We start from the raw sequence: 13,406 nt of genomic DNA on the forward strand, positions 1-13,406 counted from the left end.
GCCTACGAGTGGCGTACCGGCTCGAAGATGGCGTGATGGGCGGCCACCAGGGCGCGGCGGACGGCCCGGTCGAGCTCCCGCAGGGCCGTGGCCCTGGCCGCGACCTGCGTCGAGGTGAGCCCGCGGTCGTCGGCCAGGACGAGGACGGCGGCCAGCCGGGTGGCCAGCGTGGAGACGCGGTGGGCGCGGGCCGGGTAGCCGGGGGCCAGCTCGCCGCCGCCCTGGGGCCGGTCGGGCCGGGCCTGGGCCGGGCCTTCGACGCCGGTCAGCGCCTCGGTGGCGGCGCGCATGGCCGACGACAGCTCGTGCTCGGCCTCGGCCAGCGAGGGCAGGTCCTGGCGTACGGGCCCGGCGTCGTGCACCTCCAGGCGGGTCCCCACGTACGAGGAGCCGCGCCGGTCGGGGACGGGCACCAGGCCGAGCCGCCGGTCGCGCAGCACGGCGACCGCGGCCTGCCCGGCGTCGACGGCGGAGGAGTTGAACGTCGCCGGCCCGGACAGCCCGAGCGGGTCGCCGGGCGCGGGAAGGGCGAGCCGGAACTCGTGCAGGCCGTCGGACCGCAGGTTTGCGAGGTATTTACGCAGCGGCACGTCACCGGCGACGACGGGCCCCGCGACGGCTTCCACGTGGTCAGCCGCCTCGTCGAGGCCGACGTGACCGGAGAGCCACGCGTTGCCCCAGGCGACGAGCGAGGGACAGACAGGTGATTCAGGGTGCACCGATCCACGATAAGCGCTCGCCCTGCAATAGGTTTGTCCCCAGGGTGACTCCAAAGGTCCCCAGGGTGACTCCAAGGGAGGGAACGGGGATGGGTGGTCAGGTGCTGCGGCTCCAGGACGTCGCCGTCAGGCGCGACGGAGCGGCCCTGCTGCGCGGCATCGACTGGACGGTCAACGAGGACGAGCGCTGGGTCGTCATCGGTCCCAACGGCGCGGGCAAGACCACGTTGTTGCAGGTCGCCGCGACGTTGCTCTATCCGACCGAGGGCGTGGTCGAGGTGCTGGGGGAGCGGCTGGGGCAGACCGACGTGTTCGACCTGCGGCCGCGCATCGGGCTGGCGAGCGCCGCGCTGGCCGAGCGCATCCCGCCGGAGGAGAAGGTCATCGACCTCGTCCTGACCGCCTCGTACGCCATCATGGGCCGCTGGACGGAGGAGTACGACTCCAACGACGTGACCAGGGCCGTCGAGCTGATCGACATGATGGGCGCGGCCCACCTGATCAGGCGGCGGTTCGGCACCCTGTCGGAGGGCGAGCGCAAGCGGGTGCAGATCGCCCGCGCGCTCATGCCCGACCCTGAGATCCTCCTGCTCGACGAGCCGGCCGCCGGCCTCGACCTGGGCGGCCGGGAAGACCTGGTGCGCCGGCTGTCGGCGCTGGCCGGCGACTACCGCTCGCCGACGCTGGTGCTGGTGACGCATCACGTCGAGGAGGTGCCGAGCGGGTTCACGCACGGCCTGCTGCTGCGGCACGGGTCCGTGGTGGCGCAGGGGCCGCTCGACCACGTGATGACGGCCGACAACCTGTCCCGTACGTTCGGGGTGCCGCTGACGCTCGACCGGAGTGCCGAGGGCCGCTGGTACGCCCGGGCATACTGACCTCACTGGATCACCATTTATGCGGATATCGGTCGCCTAAAGGTGAAACGAAATATCATGCACCGAGTCGGTCCCCTCGACTCCGGAGCTTCGCCATGTCGACCGAGCAGCTCGTCGTCGCCCTCGTCGTGGTCGCGGCGATGGGCTTCGTGGTGGCCCGCAGCATCCGCATCATCCCGCAGGCCACGGCCGCCGTCATCGAACGGCTGGGCCGCTACCACCGCACGCTGACGCCCGGGCTCAACATGGTGGTCCCGTTCGTCGACCGCATCAAGGGCCTGATCGACCTGCGGGAACAGGTGGTCTCGTTCCCGCCGCAGCCGGTGATCACGTCCGACAACCTGGTGGTGTCGATCGACACGGTGATCTACTTCCAGGTCACCAACCCCAAGGCGGCCACGTACGAGATCGCGAACTTCCTGATCGGCGTCGAACAGCTCACCGTCACCACGCTGCGCAACGTGGTCGGCGGCATGGACCTGGAACGCACGCTGACCTCGCGCGAGGAGATCAACACCGAGCTGCGCGGCAGCCTCGACGAGGCCACCGGCAAGTGGGGCATCCGGGTCAACCGGGTCGAGCTGAAGGCCATCGACCCGCCCGTCTCCATCCAGGACTCGATGGAGAAGCAGATGCGCGCCGACCGGGACAAGCGCGCCGCCGTGCTGGCCGCCGAGGGGCAGCGTCAGGCGGCGATCCTGGCCGCCGAGGGCGACAAGCAGGCCGCCGTGCTGCGCGCCAGGGGCGAGGCGGAGGCCGCCGTGCTGCGGGCGCAGGCGGACGCCGAGGCTCAGGCCATGCGCGCCAAGGGCCAGGCGGACGCGATCGGCATGGTCTTCAAGGCCATCCACGACGGGAAGCCCGACCAGCGACTCCTAGCCTACCAGTACCTCCAGACCCTGCCCGAGATCGCCAAGGGCGACGCCAACAAGGTCTGGATCGTGCCCTCGGAGATGGGCAAGGTGCTGGAAGGGCTGGGCGGGCTGTTCGCCCCGCCCGCACCGAAGAACCCCGAAGAATAACTCAAACACATGTACGGATAAATACCGGCCTAAGTGGGTATAAATCAGTACATGAAGGGTGATCGGGTGGAGATCGTCATCGACGCGGGCGGCTCCCCGCGAACCTACGAGGTCACGGCCACCCGCGCGGGCCGGCGCGTCGAGGTGGCCAACCGGCGCGGGCTGGTGGAGGTGAGCGAGGTAACCCGGAGCGGCACGCCGGTGCGCACGGCCCGCTTCATGTCCAGCCGGATCCTCGCCCTCGTGGAGCATCCGGCCGACGAAGCCGCCGGGGACGACTAGCGGAAGTCCGCCACGTGGTCCTCGGCCCACTGGCGGAAGGTCAGCGCGGGCCGGCCGAGCAGCCGCTCCACCGTGTCGGTCACCCGCTCGGGGTTGTGCACCGCCGCCCCCCAGCCCTTCAGCGCGGCCTCCACGAACCCGGGATCGCCCCAGGCGGCCGTCAGGTGCTCGCGGGCCTCGTCCAGCGGCTGCTCCTCCCAGCGCACCTCGTGCCCGGCCACCTCGCCGATGATCCGCACCTGCTCGGCCTGGGTGAGCTGCTCGGGGCCGGAGAGCACGTACTTGCCGCCCGTGTGGCCGGCCGAGGTGAGCACGTGCGCGGCCACCGCGGCGATGTCCTTCTCGTGGATCAGCGCCCTGACCGCCTGCCCGAACGGCCAGCGCACGACGCCCTGCCGGATCTGGGCGGCCCAGCCCAGCGTGTTGGCGGCGAAGCCGCCGGGCCGCAGGAACGTCCAGGCCAGGCCGGAATGCCGGATCAGCCGCTCGACACTCTGGTGGAACAGCGTCGGCTCCTCGCCGTCGGCCAGGTCCTCGACGTCGGCGGACAGGTAGACCACGCGGCGGGCGTGCCTGGCGAGGATCGTCACCGCGCCCGCGGTCGCCGCCTCGGAGTAGCCGGGCCACAGCAGGAAGACGCTCTCGACGTCCCGCAGCGCCGGTTCAAGGGTCTCGGGCACGGTCATGTCGCCGCGCACGGCCTCCACGCCCTCGGGGAGCCGGGCCTTGTCGGGGTTCCTGACCAGGGCCCGCACGTCCAGGCCCGCCTCCGCGAGCTGGGAGACCACATGTCTGCCCACATTGCCGGTCGCGCCGGTCACCAGAATTTTGCTCATGGCCCCGACGGTAGGACCTCAAGTTAAGTTCAGGTCAATCCCGGCCGTACCTGGATCGTGCCGTCGCGGCGGACGCGGGTCTCGAACATGGGCGCGGGCGCGGTCGCGGGACCGTGCTTCACCGAGCCGTCGGCCAGCCGGAACGTGCTGCTGTGCCACGGGCAGACCACGCACGCCTCGCCGTCCTCCATGACCAGCCGGCCCTGGTGCAGCGGGCCGGCCAGGTGCGGGCAGCGGTCGGCCAGCACGGTCACCCCGTCGCCCTGGCGCAGCACGAAGAGCTGGATGTAGCCGAGCCGGCGCGCGACCGGCCTGCCGTCGGGCAGGTCCTTGAGCGGGCACAGGTCGTGCCAGCCCAGCGGTACGAGATGGGCGACCTGCGGCGCGTGGTTGGCCCCCGCGGCCTGCCGGTAGGCCATGTGGCCGCCGAGGTAGCCGCCCAGCCCGCCCAGCCCGAGCCCGACGTAGGACAACACGCGCCCGGCCCGCTCGGCGCCGCGCAGCCGGGCCACCAGCGAGGCCGACATCAGGCCCAGGGCGGTCATGTTGGCGGCCATGTGCACGAAGCCCACGCGCTGCTGCTCGCGGTGGAGCGAGGACCAGTCGGTCAGCCCGGCCGCCGCCGTGGGCAGCGCGTTGACGATGCCCGTGGCCAGGAGCAGCCTGCTCGCCCTGGGGTCGGCGTGGGCCAGGTCGAGCACGGCGGCCGACAGCCAGCAGCCGAGCGTGACCGTGGCCAGCGGCGGGTGCAGCGGTTTCCCCGTGGGCACGCCGTGCAGCAGGTCGCGCAGAGTGCCCTGACGCAGGCGCTCGCGGACGACCTTGGCCAGCCCCCGGATCGGTTTGTCCATCGCCTTCGACTTCTCAAGTCGATCGGCGAGGTCAACCGGACCGACGAAACCCCGCAATTGCCGACGTCTCGCTCGCACTGTCTCTTTCACGACAAGTCCCCTACCCCGGCCTTGACGGGATCACTCGGAGAGGTGTCCCCTGGCCACGGAGAGTTCTACCAGCTCCAGCGCGTACGCGCCGAGAGAGGCCGATCCCTCCTGGATGATCCGCACCTTCTCCCTGACCTCGCCGGCCGTCACCTTGAACAGCGGCCACGTGCCGCCCTCGGTGTGGTGGTTGGCCAGGATCGGCGCGAACCGGTCGAGCGCCTTGGCGAACCTGGCCTCCGGCGTCTGCCTGGCCTCGAACTCGTCCCAGAGCTCCCGCAGCCGGGCGCCCTGCTCCGCGGGGAGCAGGCCGAAGATGCGGTCGGCCGCGGCGGTCTCGGCGGCGGCCTGGGCGGCGACCGCCACGTGGTCGTAGACGAAGGTGTCGCCGGCGTCGATCTCGACCAGGTCGTGCACGAGTAACATCGCCACCACCCGCTGGAGGTCCGTTCCGGGCGGGGCGTGCTCGCCGAGGACCATCGCCAGCGTGCCCACGTACCAGGAGTGCTCGGCGGAGTTCTCCCGCCGCGACCCGTCGATCAGATGGTTGCGGCGGATGATCCGCTTCAACTTGTCGATCTCGACGGCGAACGCGATCTGGGCGTACAGGCGGTCCTCTTCTGGCGCGATAGTCACGCGCGACACCCTAATGTGCGGTGATCACCCCGGTTGGTGAAATCGTGACCGGAACTCCGTTGAACACTGCGTTACCACTTGGGATATCCAGGGCGGATTCGTCCGTCAGCACGTTCGTGTTGACACCGGCGTGTTGGGCCGCCACCTGCTGCGTGCTGCCCGCGTGCCCCCAGCCGTGCGGCAGGCTCACCACGCCCGGCATGATCGTGTCGGTGGGCTCCAGCGTCACCGTGAGACTTCCGGTGGCCGAGGTGACCACGGCCTGGCCGGCCAGGCCCAGCCTGGCCACGTCGGCGGGGTTGATCTGCAGCGTGCAGGTGTTGGTGCCGCCGACCAGCGGGCCCACGTTGTGCAGCCAGCTGTTGTTGGAGCGCAGGTGCCGCCGCCCGATCAGCACGATGTCCGGCGGCTCGGCCGCCAGCCCGCCGCGCAGGCGCTCGATGTCGTCGAGGAGCTGCGGCGGGGCCAGCTCGATCACGCCGGAGGCGGTCTTCAGCACCTCGGGCAGCCGCGGCTCCAGCGCGCCGAGGTCCAGGCCGTGCGGGTGGTCGAGCAGCTTGCGCAGCGACAGGTCGCCCTTGCCGGCCCATTCGCCGTACGGGCCGAGCCGGAGCATGAGGTCCAGCCTGCGCTCGGCGCCCGTCTCGCCCTCCAGCGCGGCCCGCAGCGCGGCCACGTCGTGTCCCTCGACGCCGGAGCCGGGCGTCTGCACGGCCTTGCGCAGCATCTCGCCGATCAGGAACTCGTCCAGGTCCGCCGCCGGCCCGTCCGGCCCTCCCGGCCCTTCCATGCCGGACGCGATCACGGCCAGCCTGGCCAGGATCCGGGCCTCGCTGGGCCGTCCGTCCAGCGGCAGCGCGGGGCGCGAGTAACGGGCGTAGTTGCGTACGGCGAACCCGAGCAGCGCGAAGTCGTAGTGGCCCGACTGCAGCACCCGCGGCGGCGGCAGGATCACGTGCGCGTGCCGGGTGGTCTCGTTCAGGTACGGATCGACGCTCACCATGAAGTCGAGCCCGGCGAAGGCCGCCTCCAGCCGGTCGCCGTGCGGCGCGGACAACACCGGGTTGCCCGCGACCGTGACCAGCATCCTGACCTGGCCCTCGCCCGGCGTCTCGATCTCGTCGGCCAGCGTGGCCACGGGCAGCTCGCCGTTGGACTCGGGCAGCCCCCGCACCCGGCTGCGCCACCGGCCCACCGCGTACGGCCGCCGCCGCGCCCCGAACTCGGTCGCCGGCTTGGGGAACATGGCCCCGCCGGGCCGGTCGAGGTTGCCGGTGAGCACGTTGAGCACGTCCACGAGCCACTGGGCCAGCGTGCCGAACTCGGTCGTGCAGGTGCCCATCCGGGCGTACACGGCGGCCGTCCGCGCGCCGGCCAGCTCCCTGGCCAGCCGGACGATCGCCGCGGCCGGCACGCCGGTACGCCGGGAGACCGCCTCCGGCGGGAAGTGCTTGGCCGCCTCGCGCACCTCGGCCAGCCCGTTGACCTCGTGCCACGGCCTGGCCAGGTCCTCGGCGAACAGCGTGTGCACGATCCCGAACAACAGGTACGCGTCCGAGCCCGGCCGGACGAAGACGTGCTCGTCGGCCAGCGCCGCCGTCCTGGTCCGGCGCGGGTCCACCACGACGAGCCTGCCGCCGCGCCGGCGCAGGGCCTTCAGCCGGCCGGGGAAGTCGGGGGCGGTGCACAGCGAGCCGTTCGACTCCAGCGGGTTGGCGCCCAGCATCAGCAGGAAGTCGGTCCGGTCCAGGTCGGGCACCGGGACGGCCAGCGGGTGGCCGAACATCAGGCCGCTGGCGACGTGCTTGGGCATCTGGTCGGCGGTGGCGGCGGTGAAGACGTTCCGGGTGCCGAGCGCCTTGACCAGCGGCCCGGCGTAGAGGCCGCCGGCCATCGTGTGGGCGTTGGGGTTGCCCAGGTAGACCGCCACCGACCGGCGTCCGTGCCGCTCGGTGACGCGGGCCAGGCCCTGCCGGACGGCCTCGAACGCCTCCTCCCAGCTCGCCTCGCGCCACTGGTCGCCCTCGCGGATCAGCGGCTTGCGCAGCCGGTCGGGGTCCTCGTCGAGGCGGCCCAGGCTCGCGCCCTTGGGGCAGATGAACCCTTTGCTGAACGGGTCGTCCCGGTCGCCGCGGACGCCGGTGACGTGACCGCCGTCGTCGAGGGTGAGCGTCAGGCCGCAGACGGCCTCGCAGAGGGGACAGGTGCGGTGGACGGTCGAGGTCATCGCGACTCCTGAGTTCGCCAGGTGAACTCATCTTGGCCCGTCCCGTGCGCATGGGGAAGCCCCGGGAGCCCCCGCGGTCCCCGGGGCCGTTCCTAGGGAGATGTCCCGCTTTCCCTAGGTCATCGGACGACCTGCGGCAACGCCGGCGGCGTGCGCAGATCGTGCGGCTCCTCAAGGCCGGACCGCAGCGGCGTCCAGGAGCGGCGGCCGTACAGGCGGTCCAGGCCGGGAGCGGTCACGCCGGGCAGCTCGTCCCGCCGGACGATCTCCACCAGCAGCAGGTGGGCCCGGTCGCGGTGCCTGTGGACGGTCGCGCTCCTGGCCCAGCAGGCCGCCGCGATCTCCTCGGCGTACGCGTCGAACTCCTCGGCCGAGATGCCCGCCCGCGTCATGACCAGCGCCTTCTCGCCCCTGGCCGACGGCGTGATCCAGAGCACCAGCGGGATCCGTCCCGACCGGGTGTGCATGGTCGTCTCCAGGCAGAGCCGCTGCAGGCGGTGGCGGGAGACCACGCACCAGAAGTGGGCCAGGGCCCGGTTGCGGCCGGCCCTGGTGGCGGCGGGCACGGAGACGGCGCTGCTCAGCAGGACGAACGGCACCCAGTGGCCGCCCCGCGCGACGCCCAGCAGAGCCAGGACCAACAGCCCCAGCCCGCCGAGCGCCATGAGCTCGCTCCGGACGCGCCAGATCCGCGTCAGCGGGCCCCCGCCGCCCGCGCCCGGGAGGTCCTCGACGGCCGGGTAGATCTGGTTGCGCGGGTTCCTCGACACGTCAGGACACCTCCTCGGGCACCCGTGACGCCACCGTGAGCTGGTCGAAACGCGGGTCGCGGTAGGCGCGGGCGCCGAAGCCGGTCCTGGTGACCGTCCAGCCCCGGTAGATGGCGAACTCGTCCGGCTCCATGCAGATCTCGCGGTCCGTCCATGCGATCAGATCCCGGATCCGGGACTTGATTCGGCCGAGCCCCTTGGTACCTTGTGAGTACATAGAAGACCCCTTTCGCGGCATTTCCAGAGGTGGCTTCTTCGCCGGGTCGCAGGTCGGGTCCCGTCCCGCCGCAGGGTGGCAGCCCATATGCGGCGAACGCGGATCCGGTCTCGGCCCGGCAATTTCTTCGTGCTCCGATGAGCGACACGCTTTTCAGGCGATGGGACGGTCCTTCCGGCAAGCGGCCTCCCTTGGCTGGACATTCGAATCCGGGACGGCTCCGTTGCCGGTGAGGCGGCCCTCGCGCGGGCGCCCGATCGTGAGCGGAGAGTCCGACGTGCGGGGCCGTTTCGTCATCCCGGCCTCCCCTCGTCGGACGAGAACCCTCCTGGCTCGATCGTCCTCCGCGTTCGGTGATGCTGCAATACATCGAGCAAGGGAAGAATTAAGTTTCTTCGCAGATTGCCGTTCTAGTTGCCGTGCAACTTGCACGCGTTCTGTCAGGCGCACACGGGACCTCCAGGACGGCCGTAAATCCTCCCCCTGACCTCTATACCTACGTGAAGCCTTGTCTTGCTCCCACGCTCTCTCCGTGAAAGCCTTCGGGCAACCCCATGCGGCAGAGTTCGTGCAAGTTGCAGTGTAAGATTGAGTGAACGGCCCACAAACCGGGTTGCCAAACGATCCGTTCCCGCCACACCTTCATTCCCGACAAGGAGAGTGGACGGTGCCATCGCAGCAGGGCAGTCCGACAGTGCGCAGGCTCCGCCTAGGCCAGGAGTTGCGCCTCCTTCGCGAACGACGGAAGTTCACCGGGGCCCGGGCGGCGCGCGAGCTCGGCTGGTCGGCCAGCAAGGTCAGCCGCATCGAAGCCGCGAAGACCATGCCCAGCGCCGCCGACATCAAGGCGTTGGGCGAGCTCTACAGCCTCGACGGCGACAGACTTGACGAACTCTTCGGCCTCCTGCGAGATGCGGAGCAGCGTGGGTGGTGGGAAGATTATGAAGACTCCCTTCCCGAGGAGTACATCAGGCTTCTCGGGCTGGAGGCGGAGGCGACGGTTCAGCGCAACTGGGAACCCCAGTTGGTGTCCGGTCTCCTCCAGACCGAGGACTACGCGCGAGAGGTCATCCTCTCCGCGCGCGGAATCGTCCGGATCACGCACAGCGGCGTGCGCAGTCGCGTCGAGGCCCGCCTAGACCGGCAGCAACGGGTTCTGCACCGGCCCGATCCCTGCCGCCTCAACGTGGTGCTCGACGAAGCGGTGCTGATGCGGCGCTTCGGGGAGCCCTCGGTCATGCGGGAGCAGATGGAACACCTCATCGAGGTCTCCCTGTTGCCGCACGTCAACGTCCGGGTGTTGCCGCTGGACTCGCTCCATCCGGTCAATACCGGGGCGTTCATTCACCTGAAGTTCACCGGTTTCGACGATGTCGTCTATTTGGAGCACTTGTACACTGCTCACTTCGTAGAGGACCTCGAACGAGTCGCCGGTTATGAGAACGCTTTTGACCACATGTGGGCAGAGGCACTCGACGAGGACGAATCCCGCGTACTCATCCAACGCAAAGCCATGTTGTGGCGGCGCTAGAGCGCGGTCTCAGTAGGCGGGCAATGGGGCCCGCTTATATCCTTTTGGGGAGAAAATGCACACCAGTACGATCCCGAGCTGGCGAAAGAGCACCTTCTGTAATGGTGCGACCGCTTGTGTCGAGGTTGCACCGCTGGCAGACGGCAACGTCGCCCTGCGGGACAGCAAGGTGGAGGACGGCCCCGTGCTCGTCTTCACGCCGTCCGAGTGGGCCGCCTTCACCGCAGGGGTGCGTGACGGCGAGTTCGACCTGCAGACCCTCGCCGCCGGGTGAACAAGCGGCCCTGACGAGTTGACGACACAACCTTCAGGGCCGCCCACGACGAGGCTCGGTCCGAGTTCGCCGGCTCGTCCCGCCTCGTAAGGTTTCCCAGATCCGGCCCCCAGCCGCCGCCGCAGCGTTCAGCACGGCAGGACGAGCGGGGCCGACGAGCAAGTGATCCGGCCCTGATGTCCTGCTCTGCCGCCAGGCGTCGTCGATCGCGTCGACGAATCGCAGGGCGGTTTTGTCGTCCGCGGTCGCGCGTCGGTAATCACGCGTGCTCTCCCAGAAGCGCCCGCCTGCCGAGGTGGAGAAGAACTCGTTGCGGGCATGCGCGATGAGCACGCGCTCGGACATCTCGCCGAGCACAAAAGCCGCTTCCCAGTGCGACATGACAAGGTTGAGGTAGATGTGCAGACGCGGGTCGAGGCCGTTGGCCGGCAGCCCCAACCCGCGTCGCAACACCGGATGGGTCATCTGGAGCTGCATGAGCTGGAGGTGGTGGGCGCGGTTGGCGGCCGAGCGTGACAGCCGCATCTCCTTGGCCTGCACGAGACCTATGGAGCCGCGGCGATGAGGCAGGCGGCTGCTGCCAGGAGGAGGGTCAGCAGGGGCGACCGCCGCGGAGATCGGGATGCCATGCCTACATGGTGACGAAGGGTCCGCGGCCCGTGAAGGCGAACCGGCGACGTCGGCGACCGGGCGGGAGCGATCGTCGCCGGCCGGCACGTCAGCGGCGGCGGATCAGGAAGAGGCTGCTCAGGCCCGCCAGGACGGCCAGGCCCGCCATCGCGACGGCGGCCATGAGGGAGGCCGAGACGGTGCCGTGGCCCTGGCTCAGCGAGATGAACAGGGTGCCCACGGTCGAGACGCCGATGACCTGGCCGAGCTGCATCACGGTGAGCAGCGCGCCGCTCGCGTCCGCCGCGTACGCGCCGTCCACCTGCTCGGTCGCCATGTTGGTCACCGCCACCTGCACGCCGAGCCCGGCGCCGATGAGGGCGCTCATGGCGGCGTACAGGACGCCGCCGTCGGCGGCGAGGCCGAGGCCGAGGTAGGCGGGCGCGGCCACCACGTAGCCGACCGGGACGAGCGGGCGCTGCAGCCCAGCCGGCAGCCGCGGCCACAGCAGGCCGACGATGCCGAAGGCGAGCGCGCACGGCACCAGCATCATGCCCGAGCCGAGCGGGGACAGGTGCAGGTCGCCCTGGAGGTGCAGGGCCGAGGTGAACAGGAACGCGCCCCACGTCGCCGGGCCGAACAGCAGGATCGCCAGGCCGGGACGCATGCCGGGCGCGGCCAGCACCTTGGCGTCCACCAGCGGACGCCCGCCCCGGCCGGTCACCCAGCGCTCGACCCGGACGAACGCCACGAACATCACGACACTGAGCCCCATCGACACCCAGCCCCAGACGGGCCAGCCCAGGTCACGTCCGAGCACCAGCGGCACCACGAACAGCAGCACGGCCGCCGACAGGGTCACCAGGCCCCACGGGTCGAGCCCGGTCCTGCCGCCGCCCTCGTCGGCGGGCAGGGCACGGAACCCGATGCCGAGCAGCACCGCCCCGACCGGCACGAGCACCAGGAACACCACCCGCCAGCCGGCGCCGAAACCGAGCAGGATGCCGCCGAGCGCCTGGCCCACGACGATGCCGCCGCTGATCACCAGTGACCAGAGCCCGATCGCCCGGCCGCGGGCCGCGCCCTGGTAGTTGCGCTGGATCAGGGTCAGCACCTGCGGCATCATCATGGCCGCGCCGGCGCCCTGGGCGAGGCGGAAGCCGATCAGCCAGCCCGTCGAGGGCGCGAGACCGGCGCCGAGCGTGGTGACGGTGAATACGGCCAGACCGCCGAGGAAGGCGTTGCGATAACCGAAGAGGTCGCCGATCCGGGCGCCGGTGATCAAGAGGACGGCATAGACAATGGTGTAACCGGCGACGATCATCTGCAGCCCCGCGCCGGAGGAGTGCAGGTCCGCCTCGATGGTCGGGGTGGCCACGTTGACGATGTTGACGTTGAGGATGGCCAGGAACTGCCCGACGAGGATCACTGCGAGGAGCAGACCGCTGGCCTTGGCCCTGTCCGGTGGGGTGACCTGGACAGGAGTGGTGACAGTGGCGGATTCGGTCATGTGTTTCATTATTGTGCGAATCCGATACCAGTAACGAGAGTCCCTTTATACTGGTATTGGCGGCACCTGGATAAGTGTGCGCGGATGCCCCCATAGTGGAGGTGTGACCGTGACCGAGGCAAGACGTACGGATCTGGCGGCGTTCCTCCGGACCCGCCGGGAGCGCATCACCCCCGAGATGGTGAACCTCGCGCCGGGCCCCCGCAGGCGTACGCCGGGGCTGCGCCGCGAGGAGGTCGCCCAGCTCGCCGGGGTGGGCGTCACCTGGTACACGTGGCTGGAGCAGGGCCGGCCGATCAACGTCAGCGGCCAGGTGATCGACGCCGTCGCCCGTACGCTCATGCTGGACAACGCCGAGCGTCAGCACCTCTACCGGCTCACCGGTCAGGCCGAGCCCCCCGCCGTCGCCGACGCCAGTCGCATGCCGCCCGAGATGCAGGGCATCCTCGACCAGCTCGGCGACATGCCCGCGTCCGTCACCAACAGCCGTTCTGACCTGCTGGCCTGGAACGCCGCCTACGCCACCCTGTTCCCGCACGTCGTCGGGGCCCCGGACGGCGAGCGGAACTCGTTGTGGCAGACGTTCGTCAACCCGCACGCCGCGACCACCCTCGTCAACCGCGAGTCGGAGCTGCCGCGCGCGGTCGCGGTCTTCAGGGGCGCCTACAGCCGGCACGCCGACGACCCCTGCTGGCAGGACTTCGTGCGGCGGCTGAGCGCGGAGAGCGCCGAGTTCGCCCGCATGTGGGCCAGGCAGGACGTGGCCGAGCCGGGCCCCCGCGTGAAGGTCTTCAAGCACGAGGTCGCCGGCGACCTCCGCTTCAGCACGACCAGCCTGAACGTCTCCGCCGCCCCGGAGACGCGGCTCGTCGTCTACAGCCCCAAGGACGACGCCACTAGGTCCGCTTTGACCTGGTTGATGGGTACCAAGTCCTAATCTGCCGCCCATAGAATGCT

The 13,406-nt window shown here is 70.5% G+C and carries 15 protein-coding genes; 6 read left to right on the forward strand and 9 right to left on the reverse strand.

The genetic code is table 11. The features are described from left to right. Positions 1-2: 2 nt before the first annotated feature. Positions 3-719 carry a hypothetical protein gene (locus tag ACWCSD_RS00935; RefSeq protein WP_397154673.1) on the reverse strand — a complete coding sequence of 239 codons (717 nt, stop codon included), beginning with the start codon at positions 717-719 and terminating at the stop codon, positions 3-5. An 89-nt stretch (positions 720-808) separates the two neighbouring features. Here ACWCSD_RS00935 and ACWCSD_RS00940 point away from each other — a divergent pair, with 89 nt between their 5' ends. From ACWCSD_RS00940 to ACWCSD_RS00950, 3 genes are all read left to right on the forward strand, one after another. Then, on the forward strand, positions 809-1,597 hold the full coding sequence (locus ACWCSD_RS00940) for an ABC transporter ATP-binding protein (protein ID WP_358290392.1): 789 nt from the start codon (positions 809-811) through the stop codon (positions 1,595-1,597). Positions 1,598-1,692: 95 nt separating this feature from the next. Further along, positions 1,693-2,619, forward strand: coding sequence for an SPFH domain-containing protein (locus ACWCSD_RS00945; RefSeq protein WP_449912290.1), 927 nt, complete (start codon positions 1,693-1,695; stop codon positions 2,617-2,619). Positions 2,620-2,670: 51 nt separating this feature from the next. Continuing rightward, a complete protein-coding gene (locus tag ACWCSD_RS00950; protein ID WP_352319104.1) occupies positions 2,671-2,901 on the forward strand; it encodes a hypothetical protein in 231 nt (76 codons plus the stop codon). Here ACWCSD_RS00950 and ACWCSD_RS00955 read toward each other — a convergent pair. From ACWCSD_RS00955 to ACWCSD_RS00980, 6 genes are all read right to left on the reverse strand, one after another. After that, positions 2,898-3,737: an NAD(P)H-binding protein gene (locus tag ACWCSD_RS00955; RefSeq protein ID WP_449912292.1), complete on the reverse strand. Its 840-nt coding sequence runs from the start codon at positions 3,735-3,737 to the stop codon at positions 2,898-2,900. The two genes, ACWCSD_RS00950 and ACWCSD_RS00955, sit on opposite strands and share 4 nt — an antisense overlap. Positions 3,738-3,766: 29 nt before the next feature. After that, entirely contained in the window at positions 3,767-4,588 is an 822-nt protein-coding gene (locus ACWCSD_RS00960) for a Rieske 2Fe-2S domain-containing protein (protein WP_358290383.1), read from the reverse strand. Positions 4,589-4,708: 120 nt separating this feature from the next. After that, a complete protein-coding gene (locus ACWCSD_RS00965) occupies positions 4,709-5,320 on the reverse strand; it encodes an HD domain-containing protein (protein WP_352319099.1) in 612 nt (203 codons plus the stop codon). A gap of 1 nt (position 5,321) precedes the next feature. Continuing rightward, positions 5,322-7,538: a molybdopterin-dependent oxidoreductase gene (locus tag ACWCSD_RS00970; RefSeq protein ID WP_449912295.1), complete on the reverse strand. Its 2,217-nt coding sequence runs from the start codon at positions 7,536-7,538 to the stop codon at positions 5,322-5,324. Between the two features lie 119 nt (positions 7,539-7,657). Next, complete coding sequence (locus ACWCSD_RS00975; RefSeq protein WP_397154663.1) at positions 7,658-8,308, reverse strand: hypothetical protein; 651 nt, start codon at positions 8,306-8,308, stop codon at positions 7,658-7,660. Position 8,309: 1 nt separating this feature from the next. After that, the gene (locus ACWCSD_RS00980; RefSeq protein ID WP_358290371.1) at positions 8,310-8,525 is read right to left on the reverse strand and encodes a hypothetical protein; all 216 of its coding nucleotides are present in this window, start codon (positions 8,523-8,525) and stop codon (positions 8,310-8,312) included. Between the two features lie 667 nt (positions 8,526-9,192). Between ACWCSD_RS00980 and ACWCSD_RS00985 the strand changes: the two genes are divergently transcribed. Continuing rightward, entirely contained in the window at positions 9,193-10,056 is an 864-nt protein-coding gene (locus tag ACWCSD_RS00985; protein WP_352319091.1) for a helix-turn-helix domain-containing protein, read from the forward strand. A 55-nt stretch (positions 10,057-10,111) separates the two neighbouring features. Next, positions 10,112-10,330, forward strand: a complete 219-nt coding sequence (locus ACWCSD_RS00990) for a DUF397 domain-containing protein (RefSeq protein WP_397154661.1) — start codon at positions 10,112-10,114, stop codon at positions 10,328-10,330. A 33-nt stretch (positions 10,331-10,363) separates the two neighbouring features. On the opposite strand, the gene ACWCSD_RS00995 is transcribed toward ACWCSD_RS00990, so the two are convergent. Both ACWCSD_RS00995 and ACWCSD_RS01000 read right to left on the reverse strand, forming a co-directional pair. Further along, a complete protein-coding gene (locus ACWCSD_RS00995; protein ID WP_397154659.1) occupies positions 10,364-10,870 on the reverse strand; it encodes a DUF6082 family protein in 507 nt (168 codons plus the stop codon). 178 nt (positions 10,871-11,048) lie between these two features. Continuing rightward, on the reverse strand, positions 11,049-12,449 hold the full coding sequence (locus tag ACWCSD_RS01000) for an MFS transporter (protein WP_449912299.1): 1,401 nt from the start codon (positions 12,447-12,449) through the stop codon (positions 11,049-11,051). A gap of 109 nt (positions 12,450-12,558) precedes the next feature. Here ACWCSD_RS01000 and ACWCSD_RS01005 point away from each other — a divergent pair, with 109 nt between their 5' ends. After that, a complete protein-coding gene (locus tag ACWCSD_RS01005) occupies positions 12,559-13,386 on the forward strand; it encodes a helix-turn-helix transcriptional regulator (protein ID WP_449912301.1) in 828 nt (275 codons plus the stop codon). Positions 13,387-13,406: the final 20 nt, after the last annotated feature.

Source organism: Nonomuraea sp. NPDC001684, from assembly GCF_053596515.1.

Bases quoted from the DNA above. Each gene is read 5' to 3' on its own strand.
- ACWCSD_RS00970 (WP_449912295.1), bottom strand. From the start codon at position 7,538: ATGACCTCGACCGTCCACCGCACCTGTCCCCTCTGCGAGGCCGTCTGC.
- ACWCSD_RS00955 (WP_449912292.1), bottom strand. From the start codon at position 3,737: ATGAGCAAAATTCTGGTGACCGGCGCGACCGGCAATGTGGGCAGACAT.
- ACWCSD_RS00980 (WP_358290371.1), bottom strand. From the start codon at position 8,525: ATGTACTCACAAGGTACCAAGGGGCTCGGCCGAATCAAGTCCCGGATC.
- ACWCSD_RS01000 (WP_449912299.1), bottom strand. From the start codon at position 12,449: ATGACCGAATCCGCCACTGTCACCACTCCTGTCCAGGTCACCCCACCG.
- ACWCSD_RS00940 (WP_358290392.1), top strand. From the start codon at position 809: ATGGGTGGTCAGGTGCTGCGGCTCCAGGACGTCGCCGTCAGGCGCGAC.
- ACWCSD_RS00990 (WP_397154661.1), top strand. From the start codon at position 10,112: ATGCACACCAGTACGATCCCGAGCTGGCGAAAGAGCACCTTCTGTAAT.
- ACWCSD_RS00960 (WP_358290383.1), bottom strand. From the start codon at position 4,588: ATGGACAAACCGATCCGGGGGCTGGCCAAGGTCGTCCGCGAGCGCCTG.
- ACWCSD_RS00950 (WP_352319104.1), top strand. From the start codon at position 2,671: ATGAAGGGTGATCGGGTGGAGATCGTCATCGACGCGGGCGGCTCCCCG.
- ACWCSD_RS00945 (WP_449912290.1), top strand. From the start codon at position 1,693: ATGTCGACCGAGCAGCTCGTCGTCGCCCTCGTCGTGGTCGCGGCGATG.